Origin of the sequence: Bacillus sp. TSO22 (genome assembly GCF_020223595.1) — a bacterium.
GTDB lineage: Bacteria > Bacillota > Bacilli > Bacillales > Bacillaceae > Bacillus > Bacillus inaquosorum.
Genome location: NZ_JAHAWO010000001.1, coordinates 686,675 through 704,669, shown reverse-complemented (window position 1 = coordinate 704,669; position 17,995 = coordinate 686,675). Strand labels below are relative to the sequence as shown.

The 17,995-nt window shown below is 47.3% G+C and carries 18 protein-coding genes; 3 read left to right on the top strand and 15 right to left on the bottom strand.

Annotated features, from left to right (window positions below; genetic code table 11):
* Positions 1-3: 3 nt before the first annotated feature.
* From lpdA to KHQ79_RS03840, 5 genes are all read right to left on the bottom strand, one after another.
* On the bottom strand, positions 4-1,428 hold the full coding sequence (lpdA, locus tag KHQ79_RS03860; protein ID WP_225514232.1) for a dihydrolipoyl dehydrogenase: 1,425 nt from the start codon (positions 1,426-1,428) through the stop codon (positions 4-6).
* Between the two features lie 20 nt (positions 1,429-1,448).
* Positions 1,449-2,540 (bottom strand): butyrate kinase, encoded by a 1,092-nt coding sequence (buk, locus tag KHQ79_RS03855; RefSeq protein ID WP_119914000.1) that lies wholly within the window; start codon positions 2,538-2,540, stop codon positions 1,449-1,451.
* An 18-nt stretch (positions 2,541-2,558) separates the two neighbouring features.
* Positions 2,559-3,653, bottom strand: a complete 1,095-nt coding sequence (bcd, locus tag KHQ79_RS03850; protein WP_003236852.1) for a branched-chain amino acid dehydrogenase — start codon at positions 3,651-3,653, stop codon at positions 2,559-2,561.
* Between the two features lie 11 nt (positions 3,654-3,664).
* On the bottom strand, positions 3,665-4,564 hold the full coding sequence (yqiS, locus tag KHQ79_RS03845) for a phosphate butyryltransferase (RefSeq protein ID WP_060398984.1): 900 nt from the start codon (positions 4,562-4,564) through the stop codon (positions 3,665-3,667).
* Positions 4,565-4,688: 124 nt separating this feature from the next.
* The gene (locus tag KHQ79_RS03840; protein ID WP_225514231.1) at positions 4,689-6,767 is read right to left on the bottom strand and encodes a sigma 54-interacting transcriptional regulator; all 2,079 of its coding nucleotides are present in this window, start codon (positions 6,765-6,767) and stop codon (positions 4,689-4,691) included.
* A gap of 152 nt (positions 6,768-6,919) precedes the next feature.
* On the opposite strand from KHQ79_RS03840, the gene KHQ79_RS03835 reads away from it, so the two are divergent.
* Entirely contained in the window at positions 6,920-7,156 is a 237-nt protein-coding gene (locus KHQ79_RS03835; RefSeq protein ID WP_225514230.1) for a DUF2627 domain-containing protein, read from the top strand.
* Between the two features lie 42 nt (positions 7,157-7,198).
* Here KHQ79_RS03835 and prpB read toward each other — a convergent pair whose 3' ends face one another.
* The 9 genes from prpB to KHQ79_RS03790 form a co-directional block, all read right to left on the bottom strand.
* Entirely contained in the window at positions 7,199-8,104 is a 906-nt protein-coding gene (gene prpB / locus KHQ79_RS03830; protein WP_019258853.1) for a methylisocitrate lyase, read from the bottom strand.
* Positions 8,105-8,120: 16 nt separating this feature from the next.
* Positions 8,121-9,539 (bottom strand): bifunctional 2-methylcitrate dehydratase/aconitate hydratase, encoded by a 1,419-nt coding sequence (locus tag KHQ79_RS03825; protein ID WP_225514229.1) that lies wholly within the window; start codon positions 9,537-9,539, stop codon positions 8,121-8,123.
* Between the two features lie 21 nt (positions 9,540-9,560).
* Positions 9,561-10,679 (bottom strand): citrate synthase, encoded by a 1,119-nt coding sequence (gene mmgD, locus KHQ79_RS03820; protein WP_003236862.1) that lies wholly within the window; start codon positions 10,677-10,679, stop codon positions 9,561-9,563.
* Positions 10,680-10,710: 31 nt separating this feature from the next.
* Positions 10,711-11,850, bottom strand: a complete 1,140-nt coding sequence (locus tag KHQ79_RS03815; RefSeq protein WP_225514228.1) for an acyl-CoA dehydrogenase — start codon at positions 11,848-11,850, stop codon at positions 10,711-10,713.
* A 27-nt stretch (positions 11,851-11,877) separates the two neighbouring features.
* Positions 11,878-12,741: a 3-hydroxybutyryl-CoA dehydrogenase gene (locus KHQ79_RS03810; protein WP_225514227.1), complete on the bottom strand. Its 864-nt coding sequence runs from the start codon at positions 12,739-12,741 to the stop codon at positions 11,878-11,880.
* Positions 12,742-12,765: 24 nt separating this feature from the next.
* Positions 12,766-13,947 (bottom strand): acetyl-CoA C-acetyltransferase, encoded by a 1,182-nt coding sequence (locus tag KHQ79_RS03805; RefSeq protein ID WP_225514226.1) that lies wholly within the window; start codon positions 13,945-13,947, stop codon positions 12,766-12,768.
* 127 nt (positions 13,948-14,074) lie between these two features.
* Positions 14,075-14,806 (bottom strand): glycerophosphodiester phosphodiesterase, encoded by a 732-nt coding sequence (locus KHQ79_RS03800; protein ID WP_225514225.1) that lies wholly within the window; start codon positions 14,804-14,806, stop codon positions 14,075-14,077.
* A 78-nt stretch (positions 14,807-14,884) separates the two neighbouring features.
* Complete coding sequence (locus tag KHQ79_RS03795; RefSeq protein WP_225514224.1) at positions 14,885-15,505, bottom strand: N-acetylmuramoyl-L-alanine amidase family protein; 621 nt, start codon at positions 15,503-15,505, stop codon at positions 14,885-14,887.
* 19 nt (positions 15,506-15,524) lie between these two features.
* Complete coding sequence (locus tag KHQ79_RS03790) at positions 15,525-15,821, bottom strand: hypothetical protein (protein ID WP_003236873.1); 297 nt, start codon at positions 15,819-15,821, stop codon at positions 15,525-15,527.
* Between the two features lie 327 nt (positions 15,822-16,148).
* Between KHQ79_RS03790 and KHQ79_RS03785 the strand changes: the two genes are divergently transcribed.
* Together KHQ79_RS03785 and KHQ79_RS03780 are read left to right on the top strand one after the other, a co-directional pair.
* Positions 16,149-16,283 (top strand): hypothetical protein, encoded by a 135-nt coding sequence (locus KHQ79_RS03785; protein ID WP_003236876.1) that lies wholly within the window; start codon positions 16,149-16,151, stop codon positions 16,281-16,283.
* A gap of 72 nt (positions 16,284-16,355) precedes the next feature.
* Positions 16,356-17,474, top strand: a complete 1,119-nt coding sequence (locus KHQ79_RS03780; protein ID WP_225514223.1) for an NADH-dependent flavin oxidoreductase — start codon at positions 16,356-16,358, stop codon at positions 17,472-17,474.
* 234 nt (positions 17,475-17,708) lie between these two features.
* Here the strand turns inward: KHQ79_RS03780 and KHQ79_RS03775 are convergent, their stop codons facing one another.
* Positions 17,709-17,888, bottom strand: a complete 180-nt coding sequence (locus KHQ79_RS03775; RefSeq protein ID WP_003236884.1) for a hypothetical protein — start codon at positions 17,886-17,888, stop codon at positions 17,709-17,711.
* Positions 17,889-17,995 lie beyond the last annotated feature (107 nt).

Here is a 17,995-nt window from a genome sequence, read left to right as displayed (position 1 = left end):
CTTTTAAAAATGAATGGCTTTGCCGTCTGCGGCAAGCGCTGCTTCTCCAATTGCTTCAGAAAGCGTCGGATGCGGGTGAATCGTTTGTCCGACCTCCCACGGCGTCGCATCCAGCACTTTGGCAAGACCAGCTTCTGAAATCATGTCGGTGACATGCGGGCCGATCATATGCACGCCGAGAATATCATCCGTATCATGATCCGCAACGATTTTTACAAATCCGTCGCTTTCACCGTATACAAGCGCTTTTCCAATTGCCATAAATGGGAATTTGCCGATCTTGACATTATGCCCATTCTCCTTTGCCTCTTCTTCGGTTAAGCCGACACTGGCAGCTTCCGGGCTAGAGTAGATGCACTTCGGTACAAGCGTTGGATCAAGCGGATGCGGATTGAGACCTGCAAAATGCTCAACGGCAATGATTCCTTCATGTGATGCAACATGGGCTAACTGAAGGCCCCCGATCACGTCTCCGATTGCATAAATATGAGATTCCTTCGTTTGGCAGTTTTCATTGACTGAAATGACGCCATTTTCAGTGACAATATCGGTGTTTTCTATGCCGATGCCTTCGATATTTGCCTGTCTGCCGATGGAAACGAGCATTTTTTCAGCAGAGTAGGTAACGGTTTCTCCGTCTTTTTCCGCTTGTATGCTGATGTCGTCTGATGTTTTTGCCATTGTGTCAGGCAGCACTTTTGCCCCTGTAACGAACTGAATGCCTTTTTTCTTAAGAAGACTTTCCATTTCTTTTGAAATGTCTTGATCTTCAGTCGGCAATATGCGGTCTGCGTATTCAATAACCGTTACCTTCACGCCAAAATCATGAAGCATAGATGCCCATTCGATACCGATAACGCCTCCGCCGACGATGATGATCGATTTTGGCAGCTCTTCCATTTGGAGAGCCTCATCTGAAGTCAATACATGCTTGCCGTCCGCTTCAAGGCCCGGAAGCATTCTCGGTCTTGATCCTGTTGCAATGATGACTTGTTTCGGGATCAGCATGTCATTTTCTTCGCCATTTCCCCGCTCAACAGAAATCGTTCCCGGCATCGGAGAGAAGATTGACGGTCCGAGGATACGGCCATATCCGTTATACACGTCGATTTTTCCTTTTTTCATTAAATGATTCACACCTGCTGCAAGCTTATCAACAACAGCTTGCTTACGCTGCTGCACTTTTTCAAAGTTGAGGGACACGCCTTCCGTTTCCACTCCGAATTGGTCGGCTTCACGAGCAGTCCGATATACCTCTGCACTTCTAAGCAGCGCTTTACTCGGGATACAGCCTTTATGGAGACATGTTCCCCCGAGCTTTTCCTTTTCAACAACGGCTGTTTTTAAGCCGAGCTGAGCGGCTCTGATCGCCGCAACATAACCGCCGGTACCGCCGCCCAGAATGACTACGTCATACTCAGTTGCCATGATGACTCACTCCTGTCTGTCTATTCAATACGATATTGTTTGGATTGCTCTTCGCCCAGCAATACCCTGAGCGCCCCTTGGGCCAGAGACTGCAGTTCATTTTCTCCCGGATAGACTAAAACGTCTGAAATCCAATCTATGTATGATCTGATACTGGAAACAAAGCTTTTGCCGTACGCAAGGCCTCCCGTCAGCACAATCGCTTCAACTTCGCCTTTTAATGCCGCGCTGGCTGCTCCGATTTCCTTTGCTACCTGATACGCCATAGCATCAAAAATGAAGCGGGCTTTTTCATCGCCACCCTGAATCATCTGTTCCACTTTTACTGCGTCATTCGTACCGAGATAGCCGAAAAGCCCGCCGGTGCCCACCAGTTTTTTCATGATTTCTTCTTTTGTATACTGTCCTGAAAAACATAAATCCACAAGATCTCCCGCAGGCACTGTTCCTGCACGTTCAGGACTGAATGGCCCCTCTCCGTGAAGACCGTTATTGACATCGACCACTCGCCCGTGGTCATGGACGCCAATTGTAATACCGCCGCCCATATGGGTAATAATCATTTTCATGTTCTCATATCGTTTGCCAAGAGAGGCTGCCGCCTTACGGGCGACAGCTTTTTGGTTTAACGCATGAAAAATGCTTTTCCGTTCAATCTCAGGCATGCCTGAAATTTTTGCGAGCACTGACATTTCGTCTACGACAACAGGGTCGACGATATACGAAGGGATATTCAGGCCGTCAGCGATTTCACGCGCGATAATGCCGCCGAGATTAGAAGCATGCTGGCCGGCGTAGCCGCTTTTCAAGTCCTCAATCATGTCATCGTTCACTTCGTAAGTTCCGCCTTCAATCGGCCGGAGAAGGCCGCCTCTGGCGCAGACTGCATCAAACTTTGAGATATTGATTCCCTGTTCATGAAGCGTTTCGAGAATATGGTGTTTGCGAAATTCATACTGATCAATAATATGGTCAAATCGCTGCAGCTCTTCTATGTTGTGTCTCAATGTTTTTTCAAAAATGCTTCGTTCGTTATGAAAAACACCGATTTTCGTTGAAGTTGAGCCTGGATTAATTGTGAGAATGCGTTTTTCATCATGTAGCACTTTCATAACCTCCAGATCAATTTCTTAACGTCTGCTTAATACACTGTGGCCGTTTTGCAAAAACTGGCTTCTTGAGCGGCGCATGCGTTCAATCCGTTCCTCTGCCAAGCGGTCAGCCGCTAAATACGTCGGAATGCCGTCACGCTGAGAAATTTCAAGTACACGCTCAATATTGCCGTAAATGCCTTCAACTTTCTTCAATGCGCGTTCCGCATTATAGCCGTAAAGCTCATCTGCAACGTTGATGACGCCGCCAGCGTTAATGACATAATCCGGCGCGTAAACGATGCCCATTTCATGAATTTGATCGCCATGACGTGTTTCTTTTAATTGGTTGTTCGCTGCACCCGCGATGACTTTCGCCTTCAGCTGTTTAATAGTGTCGTCGTTGATTGTCGCACCAAGGGCACACGGCGCATAAATATCGCAGTCTTGTGAATAAATCTCTTCCGGATCAACCGCACGGGCGCCAAAATCTTCAACTGCGCGCTGTACTGATTGTTTGTTGATATCCGTAACGATTAAGTTTGCCCCTTCCTCATGCAGGTGGCGGCATAGGTTGTAGGCTACGTTCCCTACACCCTGCACAGCGATCGTTTTCCCTTCAAGAGAGTCAGTTCCAAAAGCAGCTTTAGCGGCTGCTTTCATTCCTCTGTACACCCCGTACGCTGTAACTGGAGATGGATTTCCAGAAGAGCCGAAAGCAGGAGAAATTCCTGTGACATAGTCTGTTTCATCATGAATGATGTCCATATCCTCAACTGTTGTGCCCACATCTTCAGCTGTAATGTATCTGCCGTTCAGTCCTTGAATATAGCGGCCAAACGCGCGGAACATTTCTTCATTTTTGTCTTTTCGCGGATCGCCGATAATCACTGTTTTTCCGCCGCCAAGGTTTAAGCCTGCTGCCGCGTTTTTATAGGTCATGCCTCTTGCCAGTCTGAGCGCGTCTTCAATCGCCGCTTCTTCATTCTCATATGTCCACATTCTCGTTCCGCCAAGCGCCGGACCGAGCGTTGTATCATGAATCGCGATAATCGCTTTTAAGCCTGATTGTTCATCTTGGCAGAACACCAATTGTTCGTAATCGTATTTCTCCATATATTTAAAAAGTTCCATGTTCGTTCCTCCTAATGTGTGTATTCTTCAGATGCGCATATTGCCAGCGCAATGGAATACAGTTTATTTTCAGCGGAGTCCGCTCTGCTCGTTAAGGCAATCGGCGCTTTTGCTCCTGTAATTACAGCCGCCACGCTGGCCTTCGCAAAATAAATCAGTGATTTATATAAAATATTGCCGGCCTCAATTGTTGGGACGAGAAGGATATCAGCGCTGCCCGCTACATCTCCCGAAATCTTTTTCTGGGCTGCGGCAATTTGTGATACTGCGTTATCCAAAGCAAGCGGTCCATCAACAATGCAGCCTTTGATTTGGCCTCTTTTATACATTTGAGCAAGAGCAGCTGCATTCACTGTCGCTTCCATTTTCGGGTTCACCGTTTCGACTGCTGCCAGAGCTGCTGCTTTTGGCATATTGTTCCCTACTGCGTGGGCCACATGAACGGCATTTTGCAAAATCTGCCGAAGCTCTTCCAGCGAAGGAGCAATATTCATTGCCGAATCTGTCACAAACATCAATCTGTCAAAGTCCGGTATATCAAACACAGCCACGTGGGAAAGGACACTGGATGACCGAAGCCCCTCCTGTCTGTTCAACACCGCTTTAAGCAAAACAGAAGTCGGCACATTGCCTTTCATTAAAACATCCGCTGATTTGTGATGCACAGCACGAACCGCTAATTTTGCCGATTCCTCAGGCGTATCGGCATGAACGATTTCCACTTGATGCCCTTGCATAGATGCTGTCAGATCGTTCAGTTTTTTGCTGTCGCCCGTTAACAAAAAACGGGCGGATAGATGCTCGGCTGCCAGCTTTACTGCCCGGATCACTTCCTCATCCTCAGCATGGGCAACCGCAATGGTCTTGTTTTTGTACATCGACGCTTTGCCGATTAAATCTTTCAGCTTCATCTGTTACCACCTTTCTTATTTCGACTCCGCCTTTTATTATGCAAGTTCCATGCCAGCTCCTCACCTTGCTGTCATACCAGATGTATTGAAAAATCCGTGCAGATGCTTGCGTTTATTCTGCAAATTATTGCATGCCTTCATTTGCAAGGCCGTATTTATCCATTTTGTAATATAAATTCCGTATGCTGACACCGAGGGCTTTCGCTGTTTTTGTCCGGTTAAAATGATGCTTTTCGAGCGTTTGCTGGATCAAATGCGCTTCAAATTTCTCTACTGCGACAGACAGCTTTTCGCCTTCAATATCCGGAAAATCAAAACCTGTCCCCTGCTCTGTATCACTTTCTTTTTGTTCAAGTTCGAAAACAGGCAAGTGATCTTTTTCAATCCATTCCATATGCGGATTTAGAAAAATCATGGCTCGTCCAAGGACATTTTCCAGCTCGCGGACATTCCCAGGCCAATGGTACGCGGATAAGGCACGCACGGCTTGCTGTGAGAGCCCCTTTACATTCCTGCCGTAATCCCGGTTGATCTTTTGGATAAGCCTGACGCTTAATGCCTCAATGTCCTCCAGCCGCTGCCGTAAAGGCGGGATGGAGATGGGATAGCGGTTGATCCTGTAATACAGGTCTTCGCGGAACGTTCCATCCGCCATCGCCTTTTCGATATTTACATTTGTCGCCGCGATTACTCTGACATTGACAGGGATCGCTTTCGTGCCGCCCACTCTGACGATTTCTTTCTCTTGAAGGACGCGGAGCAATTTCGCCTGCATATTTTGTGTCAGCTCACCGATTTCATCTAAGAAAATACTGCCGTTATTGGCTTCTTCAAATAAGCCCTTTTTACCGCCTCGCTTCGCTCCTGAAAACGCACCATCCTCATAGCCGAACAATTCAGATTCGAGCAGGTTTTCAGAAAGGGCTGCGCAATTCACGCGAATAAATTTATTGTATTTCCGGTCGCTTTCGTTATGGATGGCATGGGCGAACAGTTCTTTTCCTGTTCCTGATTCCCCGCGCAGCAAAATGGTTGCCGGCGTTTTCGCCCCGAGCTTCGCCTGCTCAAGGGCAACCAGCATTTGCTCGCTTGTGCCGATAATGTCGTCGAAAGTGTATTTCGCTTCAAGCGTGCGAATGATTTGTCTGGCCCGGTTAAGCTCCGCAGTCAGCATTTTAATTTCAGAAACATCATGAATCACACCGACGCTGCCTTTCAAAATCCCGTCTACAATCACCGGCGCTACATTAACGATGACTTCTTTTTCATTGGGGCCGACCTTCATTCTGACACCGCGGACAGGGCGTCTTGTTTCAAGCACCTTTAAGTGCATGCTTTCGCCTTCAGAAATATCAGTATTTGCAGGCTTGCCGATGACTTCTTTTTCAGAAAGCCCCGTCATTTTCGTATATGCTTTATTGATCAAAAGGCCAATACCGTTTTCATCAACGACAGAAATCGCCTCATCGGAGGATTGAATAATCGCCTCCAGCATCGTACGGACCTGCTTTAAATTTGTCACTTCCTCTGCCAGCTCGACAGCATCAGTGATATCTTTAAACACACAAAGCGCCCCGAGCAGACGTCCGCCTTCATCAATAATCGGCAGCCTAGTGGTCACAATTTGCAAATGATCGCCTAAAAGCTGCTTCTGGTTATATTCAGGCTCTCTCGTTTTTAAAATCCGCGGCATCTTTGTGCTCGGAATGACTTCTTTTATCGGTCGCCCGATGACTTCCTCGCGTTTTTTCCCGACCATTTTTTCGGCCATATGGTTAAAGAGAATGATTTCTTCATTGATATCAATGAAAATCATTCCGTCATGAGTGGAATTAAAAATTCTATCGTGTTTATATGTTTGCTCTTTCAGCATTTGAATCAGCTGCTGCTTCTCTTCCATCAGCTGAAAAACGATGTACGCCATTTTTCCCGGCATGACAATGGTCTCTTCATGCTTTTTCTGAAGGAGTTCGTCAAACACGGCTTGGTCGCCGGTGGTATGAATGACGATATCCGGTTTTTGTTGTATGTAAGGTTTCCAATCAGATGAAACGGCAATTCCATACCGTTCTGCTTCTTTCAATCCCGGCGCCTCGGGGTCTTTGTCAACCACGGCAATGATATCTATGACGGCTGTTTTGATCAAAATATGTAATAACGCCGTTCCCCTTTTGCCGGCACCTACAATCAGTACCTTTTGCATCCCGTTACCCCTTTGTATGAAAAAATTTGCACACCTATTTATTCCGTTGCAATAATTTGCACAACCCTATGTTACCACGTTTTCTTCTCTTGACAAAATATTTTTTCCGCTGGACAATAAAGGAAATGAAAAGATAAAGGGGTTTTCTGAGGATGAGCCGACTTCTTGCGCTTTTGATATTAGTCCTCCCCGGCGCCATTTCAGCTTTAGGCATTAAACTGATGAGGGATACACTTTTCGGCCATACGATAAAGCCATTTGCAGCTCTTTGGCTCCAAGGTTTGTCAGGATTCATCTTTTTTGCGTTCGGCCTTTATGTGCTGGCCGGGTTCATTTTATACAGAGACAGAAAACACAATCAAGTCAGCCCGCGATTCAGAAAACGATAGCTGCAAAAAAGCCGGAGAACGCCCCGGCTTTTTTGATCAAAACTATTCGTCAGGCAAAACGGTTTTGGCAATCGTTTTATCTAACGCTTCATAGTCATAGTAAGAAATCGTATCGTACAGTTCTTTTCGTGTTTGCATATCATGCAGGCCTTCTTTTTGCGAGCCGTGCTCCTTAATCAAACCAAACATCCGCTCATAAGCTTTTGCCGCCGCTCGAAGCGATGTGACAGGATAAATCACCATGTGAAACCCCATATCTTCGAATTCATCGGCACGATAATACGGCGTTTTCCCAAACTCGGTCATATTCGCAAGGAGCGGAACGGAGATGCGCTCAGCAAACTGGCGGAATTCGTTCTCCTCCTGAAGCGCTTCCGGGAAAATCGCGTCCGCTCCAGCCTCAATGTAAGCCGCTGACCGTTTCATCGCGGCATCAAGCCCTTCCTGCGCCCTGGCATCAGTACGGGCAACAACGACAAGGGAGGGCGCCGCTTGTTTGATCGCTTTTATTTTTTGCGCCATCTCCTTTATCGGAACAAGCTGTTTGCCATTTAAATGCCCGCATTTTTTCGGAAGCTGCTGGTCCTCTATTTGAACAGCGGCTACTCTGGCTTCTAGCATCTCACGGGCGGTTCGGGCGGCATTTAACACACCGCCAAATCCCGTATCGATATCAACAAGCAGAGGCAGATCTGCTGCACGCACAAGATCCTTGGCCCGATCAGCCATCTCTGCCGACGTGATGATCCCTAAATCAGGAAGCCCCCTGCTGGCTGTATATGCCGCACCAGACAAATAAATAGCAGAAAAACCGGCCTCCTTCGCAAGCAAGGCGGCCATTCCGTCATGGGCGCCGGGAATTTGCAGAATGTCCGGTGCTGACATCAGCTTGCGGAAACGGCCGGCAAGCTCCTCTTGTGACGATTGCTTATTGACGATCCACGACATGACACAAATCCTCCTTTTACATGCAGAACATATCTACAAATTCATTTACGCGCATCGTTTGTAATGTCTCATAGCTGGTACAGTGCTCATAAATGTGTTTGTACTGTTTATCAGAAAAATGGGTTTTGAGATTGGCAGAAAACTTTTCCAGCAGTTTCGGCACTGCCTCGTTTCTTCGAAAACGATGGCCGAGCGGAAATTCACATTCCACCATCTCCGTGCTCGTTCCGTCTTTAAAATGAATTTGAACGGCGTTTGAAATGGAACGCTTGTCGGGTTTCAGGTAATCCTCGGTATATACTTTATTTTCAGTCACTTCCATTTTACCCCGAAGTTTATCTATTCTCGGATCAATCGCTGTTTCAGCCTCATAATGCTGCGCTGTGATATCACCAAAAAGCAAACCGATTGCTGTGATGTATTGAAGGCAGTGATCACGATCTGCCGGATTGTGAAGCGGACCTTTTTTATCAATGATTCGGATAGCGGATTCATGCGTTCTGATGACAACTCGGGCAATCTCATCAATCCGGTCCTTTACCTGCGGATGAAGAATGACAGCACACTCCGCCGCTGTCTGAGCGTGAAATTCCGCAGGATAAGACACTTTAAATAACACATTTTCCATAACATAAGCGTCGAGCGGGCGGGCGAGTTTGATCTCTTGCTTATTGAATAAAACGTCTTGGAAGCCCCATCCCGGTGCGGTCAACGCTGTCGAATAACCCATTTCCCCTTTTAACGCCATCAGCGCCAAATGAACACCTCTGCTCGTTGCGTCTCCTGCCGCCCACGATTTGCGCGAGCCGGTATTCGGTGAATGCCGGTATGTCCTCAAGGCTGCATTGTCAATCCATGCATTCGAAAGCGCATTTTTGATTTCTTCTCTTCCGCCGCCCAAAAGCTTAGCTGCAACAGCAGCTGTCGCAACTTTAACGAACAGAACATGATCAAGGCCAACTCGGTTTAAGCTGTTTTCTAACGCCAGCACACCTTGAATCTCGTGTGCTTTGATCATCATTTCAAGTACGTCTCGTACCGTTAAAGGCTCTTTTCCTTCAGACAGCCTCACTCTCGATACATAATCGGCAACGGCAAGGATTCCTCCAAGATTATCGGACGGATGCCCCCACTCCGCCGCCAGCCACGTATCATTGTAATCGAGCCAGCGGATCATGCAGCCGATATTAAACGCTGCCCTCACAGGATCGAGAACATATGACGTTCCCGGTACTTTGCTCCCATTCGGCACAATCGTTCCGGGAACAATCGGGCCGAGCAGCTTTGTGCATTCGGGATACCGGAGCGCCAAAATCCCGCAGCCCAGCGTATCCAACAACACATGCCCTGCTGTTGTATACGCCTCGGAGCTTGTAATCTCTTTCTCAAGCACATAGTCTGTGATTTCTTCAATGACATGATCCGTTTTCAGCATTCTACCAGTTCCTTTCATCATTTATGATTCGGCCTGATGGCGCGGGCCCATATAGCTGACACGAGGACGGAAAAGGCGGTTATTGGAATGCTGCTCAATTACATGGGCGCATAAACCGGACGTTCTCGCGCTGAAAAAGACAGGCGTATACAAAGGAATCGGTATGCCAAGCATCCAGTACACCGGGGCAGCATAGTAATCCAAATTCGGGTAAAGCCCTTTTTCCTTCTCCATCAGCCGCTCGCCCGCTTCACACATCTCGTATAAACGATAGTCTCCGGCTTTATCGCATAATTGCTGCAGCGCTTCTTTCATTATGAGTGCTCTCGGGTCCATTTTTTTCATATACACCCGGTGGCCGAATCCCATAATTTTTTCTTTTCTTTTCAGTTTCGTTTGCAGAAGCTGCTCAAACTCGGACGGTGTTTTCGCATCCAAAAGCATATACATCACGGCTTCGTTTGCTCCTCCGTGAAGATTCCCTTTCAGGGAGGCGACAGCTCCTGTCAAAGCGCCATAAAGATCTGAATGTGTAGAAGCGATGACCCTGGCCGCAAATGTTGAATTCGGCATCTCATGCTCACTGTACAAGACGAGGGACCGATCAAAAATCTGCTCTTCCAGTGAGGACGGCAATTTCCCTGTCATCATGTATAGAAAATTTGCACTGTAGGATAGGGTTTGAAGCGGAAGAATCGGCTCTTTCTTATTGATGATCCTGTAGCTGGCAGCAGTGAGGGCAGGCATTTTCCCCAGAAGCTGATAGGCGCGTTCTTTGTTTGCAGAAGGAGACCGATCATCAATTTGCCGATCATAGCCGGCAAGTGCTGACAGTCCTGTCCGCAGGCTATCCATTGGATGAGTGTGCTCAGGGAGCAGCTCAAGCAGGCGGAGATGATCAGCCGGCAAGCTTGATGCGCTGTTTATTTTTCTTTCCAGCGTTTCCGTTTCACTTTCTTCCGGCAGCCTGCCCTCCAGCAATAAATGGACAAGCTCCAGGTAGCTTTTTGTTTTAGAAAGATCAATTAAATCATAGCCTCGTATCAAAATCTGGCTGAACTGCGTGTCAAGATAAGAAATATGAGTTTCTGCCGCGATCACACCGTCCAAACCTGGAGAATAATGCTGTTTCTCCTCCATATCCTCAACCTCCGTTTTGCGTTTTTGTCTATCAGATTCCGCCAAGCAAATGCTTGGAAATAATCAGTCTTTGAATCTCGTTCGTCCCTTCATAGATCTGCGTCACCTTTGCATCGCGAAGCAGACGCTCGACCGGATAATCCTTCATATAGCCGTATCCCCCGTAAATTTGGACGGCGTCTAACGCCGCCTTTACGGCGGAATCGGATGCAAATTGTTTAGCCATAGATGCTTCTTTTCCGCAGGCCAAGCCGCGGTTATGAAGGTCTGCCGCGTGATAAACAAGATGCCTTGCCGCCTCAGCCCTTGTCGCCATGTCAGCCAGCTTAAACGATATGCCTTGATTGGCTGCGATAGGCCTTCCAAATTGCATTCTCTGTTTCGCGTAATGAACGGCATGCTCAAGCGCCGCCTCTGCAATCCCAAGCGCCTGTGCCCCAATGCCGATGCGGCCGACATTTAAATTCGCCATGGCAATGTGAAATCCATCACCCTCTTTGCCAAGCAAATTTTCTTCAGGCACTTCTGCATTGTCAAAAATCAGTTCCGTCGTATTGGAGCCATAGAGCCCCAGCTTTTTTTCTTTTTTTCCAACGGTAAAACCAGGGGTGTTTTTTTCAACGATAAAAGCCGAAATCCCGTACCTGCCTTGATCTGGAGCTGTTAAAGCAAACGTGATATAGATATCGGCGGCTCCGCCGTTCGTAATGAATATTTTCGATCCGTTTAATAGGTATTTGCCGTTCTTTTTGATTGCTGTTGTGCGAAGGCTTCCGGCATCCGATCCCGAGTGAGGCTCCGTCAGCGCAAATGCGCCCAAATGGTCTCCTGAAGCGAGCTTCGGTATATATTTCATCTTCTGTTCTTCGTTGCCGAAGTACAGAATCGGATTTGTGCCGACTGAGGTATGAACGGAAAGAATGACACCGACAGCCGCGCTGATTTTAGAAATCTCATGAATCGCCAAAATATAAGAAACAACATCTGCCCCAGCGCCGCCGTATTGCTCCGGCACCGGTATTCCCATCAGGCCATGTTCACCCATTTTTTTGATCAGCTGAGACGGAAATTCGTCCGTTTTCTCCATGATTTCCGCAGCGGGAGCAATTTCTTTTCGGGCAAAATCACGCACCATTTTTCGCATCATGACCTGCTCTTGGGTTATATGCAACTCGGCCACCCCCGGATGGAATTGACTTCAGGAAGTTCTCTCCTCATATTGATAAAAACCGCGTCCGCTCTTTTTGCCAAGCCAGCCAGCTTTGACATATTTGCGAAGCAGCGGGCAAGGACGGTATTTGGAATCGCCAAGGCCGGAATGAAGAACTTCCATAATCGATAAACACGTATCAAGCCCGATAAAATCCGCTAATGTAAGCGGGCCCATCGGATGATTCATGCCCAGCTTCATCACCTCGTCTATTGCCTCCGGCTTCGCCACTCCCTCATACACACAATAGATCGCTTCATTAATCATCGGAAGAAGAACGCGATTGGAAACAAACCCCGGAAAATCATTAACTTCTACTGGTGTTTTCCCCATCTTTTCCGCTAATCCCATAACATCTAAGGCTGTTTCTTCTGACGTAGCCAAGCCGCGTATCACTTCTACCAGCTTCATCACAGGAACGGGATTCATAAAGTGCATGCCAATGACTCGGTCAGGCCGGTTTGTCACAGCAGCGATTTCTGTAATAGGCAAGGAGGATGTATTGCTGGCCAAAATCGTATGAGGCGGGCAAATGTGATCAAGTGTTTTAAACATCTCGGTTTTCGCTGTCATGTTTTCTGCGATAGCCTCAATCACAATGTCCGCATGCTTTGCCTCCTCAAGCGTTTGAGAGAGCGAAATGCGGCTGATCACACGCTTTACTTCCGCTTCGGTCTTTCTTCCTTTCTCAGCATCACGGGTCAGCTGTTTCTTCAACCGCTTCAATCCTGCCTCCGCAGCCTCCGGGTTCACATCGTACATTCGCACATAAAAGCCTGCGTCAGCAGCTGTTTGAGCAATTCCGCTTCCCATCTGTCCTGCGCCAGCTACCATGATTTGTTTCATTTCCATTCAAATCCCCTTTTTCGTCATGTTTTAATGAACCTGCACTAAGACGGCGTCCCCCTGAGCCGCACCGCTGCAAATGGCGGCAACGCCCAGTCCCCCTCCCCGGCGCTTTAATTCGTAAACAAGCGTCATGAGAATTCTCGCCCCGCTTGCGCCAATCGGGTGGCCGAGCGCGATCGCACCGCCGTTCACATTTACTTTTTCAAGATCGAAACCGACGATTTTTTTGCATGTCAAAACAACAGAAGCAAACGCTTCATTTACTTCAAACAAGTCAATATCTCGGACGGTTAAACCGCTCTTTTTCAGCAGCTTATTGATTGCAAACCCCGGTGCTGCCGCTAGCTCGTGCGCTTGCATTCCCATAGTAGAAAAACCAAGAATTGTAGCCAGAGGCCGTTTGCCAAGCGCAGCAGCTTTGTCCTCAGACATCAGCACGAACGCACCGGCTCCGTCATTGACTCCGGGAGCATTTCCGGCTGTGACGGAACCGTCACTTGTATAAATCGGAGAAAGTTGTGCAAGCTGATCCAGACTTGTGTCACGCCGAATCGCTTCATCTTTGTCAACAATGTTTGTTTTTCCTTTTCGTCCGATCCAGCTGACAGGAACAATTTCATCCTGAAGCTTTCCTTCATCAGCTGCCTTAGCTGCCCGCGCATGACTTCTTAGCGCCCATTCATCCTGCTCCCTGCGTGAGATTCCATATTCCTTGGCCGCTGTATTTCCGTGAACAGCCATATGCACCTCGTCAAACGCGCACGTTAACCCGTCATAAACCATTAAATCTCTAAGCTCCCCATCTCCCATCCGCGCTCCCCAGCGCCCGGCGGGGACGGCATACGGAATATTGCTCATGCTTTCCATTCCCCCGGCAACAAGAATGTCCGCATCTTGCGCCCGGATCATTTGATCACATAGGGTGACCGCTCGAAGTCCGGATGCGCAGACTTTATTCAGCGTTTCTGACGGCACACTCCAAGGCATTCCAGCCAGACGGGCAGCTTGCCGGGAAGGTATCTGCCCTGAGCCGGCTTGAACAACCATGCCCATGACAGTTCCTTCCGCATCGTCTCCAGAGACCCCAGCGCGATGTAACGCCTCCTTCATCGCAACGCCCCCAAGCTCAGCAGCTTTCACCTCTTTCAACGCCCCTCCGAATTTGCCAAATGGTGTTCTTGCGGCACTTACAATGACTGTTTTCCTCATGGTTTCACCTCATTCAGAAGATAGACAGCGCTTACAATTTCTAGTTGTCTTCTATGAATGTATGCTTTGAAACGGGCATGAATGAATGAAAAAAGAAGGCTGCGCCAACAGCCTCCTTCTAAAACAACTATTTATTTTTTAACAATGCCAAAGCCTTTGCAGGAAAATCGGTGAAAATGCCGTCTGCCCCCGCTTCAAAGAGGCGCTTCATATCTTCCGGCCGATTAACTGTATACGGCCTTACCTTGATCGAACTGTTCCTCATTTTCTTCAGTACTTTATCCGCTGTTGCCGGGCTGTTCAGCTTGGGGTGATAGCCGGAAGCCGGAATTGATGTGATATACCGATCAGCCTGATATAGCACATCTGAAGTCAATGCCGCCCGTTCGATATGGGGTGCAAGCCGGGCGCATAGCGCCAAGCTTTCATGGTTAAATGTGGACAGGATGATTCTCTCCTCTATATTGAATCGCTTCACTGCCTTCAGCACTTTTTCTTCCATTCCCTCATAACGGATCACGCTGTTTTTTAATTCAATGTTGATGAGAAAATTCTTTTTTTCTGCCCATGAGAGCACGTCTTCAAGCAGCGGCACTTTGATATCATTGTCCATTTGATTGTGATTTGCTGCCGCATTTGCCGTTTTTATCACATCATACGCTGTATCCTTCACGAATCCTTTGAGCGATGTCGTCCGGTCGAGTCTTTCATCATGGATCACAACAATGCGTCCGTCTTTTGTCAGCTGTACATCAAGCTCTATTCCATGCGCTCCCGCTTCAATTCCTTTTTCAAATGCAAGCATTGTATTTTCGGGAAATTGACCTGATGCCCCCCGATGGGCAAAAATCTTTGTCATCGTTTCACCTCAAGCCCTAACGTTTTCTCTATTATACTGATTTTGGCGTTTCCACTCTAGGATTAAGGCTATATCAATCTACTGTTCGTAATAAGAATCAATACCGTTGACAATCGCATCCGCGGCCTTTTGCTGGTATTCTTCGCTTCCGAGCTTGTCCGCGTCAGAGCTGTTTGTGATAAATCCAAGCTCCGCCAGCACACTCGGCATTTGTGAATATGTAATGACGTAAAAGTCTGATTCCTTCACGCCTCTGTCTCTTGTCTGTAAGGATGAGACGAGCTGTGATTGAATATCGGCGGCCAGACGCCGGCTGTTTTCCCCTTCATAATCAGATTGAAAATACGTTTCTGTTCCTGAAGCTGAAGCAACCCCGGAATTCACATGAATGCTGACAAAAAGATCGGCGTGATTGGCACTTGCCTTTGCCACTCTGTCCTCCAAGGTCAGAAAATGATCGTCTGACCTAGACGCAACAGGATTGGCTCCCTCCGCTTTTAGCTTGTCCGTCACATACTCGGAAACTGCTAAATTAATATCCTTTTCAAAGAGCCCGTTCCCGACTGCTCCGCTGTCTTCACCGCCGTGTCCGGCATCAATGTATACTGTTTTCCCTTCTATCGGCTCTGCAGCCTGTGCACGAGGCGCGAGCGTCAAAGCCAATCCGCATAGCGCCAAGCTCCTCCATAACATTTTCAACTTTCTCCCTCCGGTCTTTTTATGACGAATTCTTCTGCAGCTGAATATCTTCCAGCTGTAAGGTTCCATTACCCTTTTTTATATATTTCACCTGGACATTTGTGTGATCTGGCAGTGATTCACATTCATCACGTTTATCCTTCGGAACTTGTATCATGGTTTCTTCTCCGTTAAGGGAAACCGCGATCGTATGAGGATCAGCCGAGCCAATGTATTTTCCCTCTTCGGTAAACCTTGGGGCTGAGTCATCCGCACTTGCAATACTGCACCCTGAGAGAAGGAGCACAGTAAACAGCAAAAGAGCCGTTTGTTTCACATGATCACCTCTTCCTGATGTTTGGCTTTTATCTTTGACCAGAATGGCAGATTTGTAAAGATGTTGTGAAAGCAGGCGATGAAGTTCCATGATTTTCAAAAGGGCTATCCGACCTGATCATTTCCTGTTGTTAGAAAGAAAACAATCGCATTTGTCTATGAGGATGGCTCTAATTGAGGCGCATATTAGAAAAAATTAACGGAAAGAAGCAACTTTTTATTCATTTTGAAAAAATGTGAGGAATGAGGTGAGCAAATCGTTTGACGGCTGAATCAGCCAGGCGTAACCTTTTAAAGGATATTCACTTTACAGAAAGAAGTTACACCCATGAAAAAATTCGTTCTGCTGCTCGCTGCAGCAGTCATCACTTGCACCATCGGCCACCAAATCAGCGGCGGCTACAAAGCCCCCGAAAAAGAGCGCAGAAAACATCACTCTGTACTCAAGATATTCAGCCGGTAAAGCAGATCAATTGCATTAATTTTTACATATAGGCTAGAATATGTGCGAATCCAAACGAAAGAAGATGATTAAATGAACCCTAAATATAAACCGCTGTTTGAACCATTTACGTTTAAAAGCGGCGTTACAATTGACAACCGGATCACAGTAGCACCAATGACTCATTACGCTTCTAATGATGACGGTACGATATCTCAAGCAGAGCTTGATTACATCATCCCCCGTTCAAAAGAAATGGGAATGGTGATTACAGCCTGCGCAAATGTCACACCGGATGGAAAAGCATTTCCCGGGCAGCCGGCCATCCATGATGATGCCAACATTCCAGGTTTAAAAAAATTAGCGCAAGTCATTCAGGCGCAAGACGCTAAAGCCGTTGTACAAATTCATCACGGCGGCATTGAATGTCCGTCTGAGCTCGTTCCGCAACAAGATGTTGTAGGGCCAAGTGACATGTTTGATAACGGCAAGCAAATTGCCCGCGCCTTAACAGAGGAAGAAGTAGATAACATTGTGAAGGCATTTGGAGAAGCGACAAGACGCGCCATTGAAGCCGGCTTTGACGGTGTCGAAATTCACGGCGCAAACGGCTACTTGATTCAGCAGTTTTATTCTCCGAAAACCAATCAGCGCACAGACCGCTGGGGAGGTAGCGACGAAAAACGATTAGCCTTCCCGCTTGCTATTGTCGATGAAGTGAAAAAAGCCGCTGCAGAACATGCGAAGGGTGCGTTCTTAGTCGGCTACCGCCTGTCTCCGGAAGAACCTGAAACACCAGGATTGACAATGACTGAAACCTTTACGCTTGTTGACGCTTTAGGGGATAAAGAATTGGATTACCTTCATATCTCACTGATGGACGTGAGCTCAAAAGCGCGCCGCGGTGCAGATCCGACTCGCACACGCATGGACTTGTTGAATGAACGTGTCGGAAACAAAGTGCCGCTTATCGCCGTCGGTTCCATTCATTCCGCAGATGACGCGCTGGCCGTAATCGAAAACGGCATTCCGCTAGTCGCGATGGGACGCGAAATTCTAGTTGACCCCAACTGGACGGTGAAAGTAAAAGAAGGCCGGGAAAAACAAATCGAAACAGTGATCAAAGGTACAGATAAAGAAAAATATCACTTGCCTGAACCGCTATGGCAAGCAATAGTGAACACGCCTGGCTGGGTGCCTTATAAAGATTAATGTGTGGAGACTGCCGAAACGATATTTTAAAAAAAGCCCCTTGTATAAGGGGCTTTTTCTCTAATCAAACAGTTTGTGTAAAAACCTAAATGGCAGGAACAGCAATAGGTCTGCCGCTTCAGAAAGCAAATCCAACAGCATCCCGTCACGTTTTCCGGCTTTTTTCTTTTTCATTCGTACGTCTCCTTTGTTCATGAATACGTCCTTATCTTACGAGTTTGCAGGGGAAAGGTTTCAATTTGATCCTGATTGTTTGTTTTTGATAATCCAAGCAGCGAAAACACATGAAACCATGACTGTAAATGAGATGAAGTCGATCAGGGTGCCTGCCATGTGTGATTCTGTAATGATGTTCGAATTGACGCAAAGCGCAAGAATAAATAACGCAATCAGCAGTCCGTACTTTTCAAACACATTATCACTCCCTCCGGAAAATGTGCTTCCTATCATCATCCATTATAATAAATGTCCCTAAAACAAAACGCCTCCTATTTATCAGCGCGAACTAATAAATAAAAGAC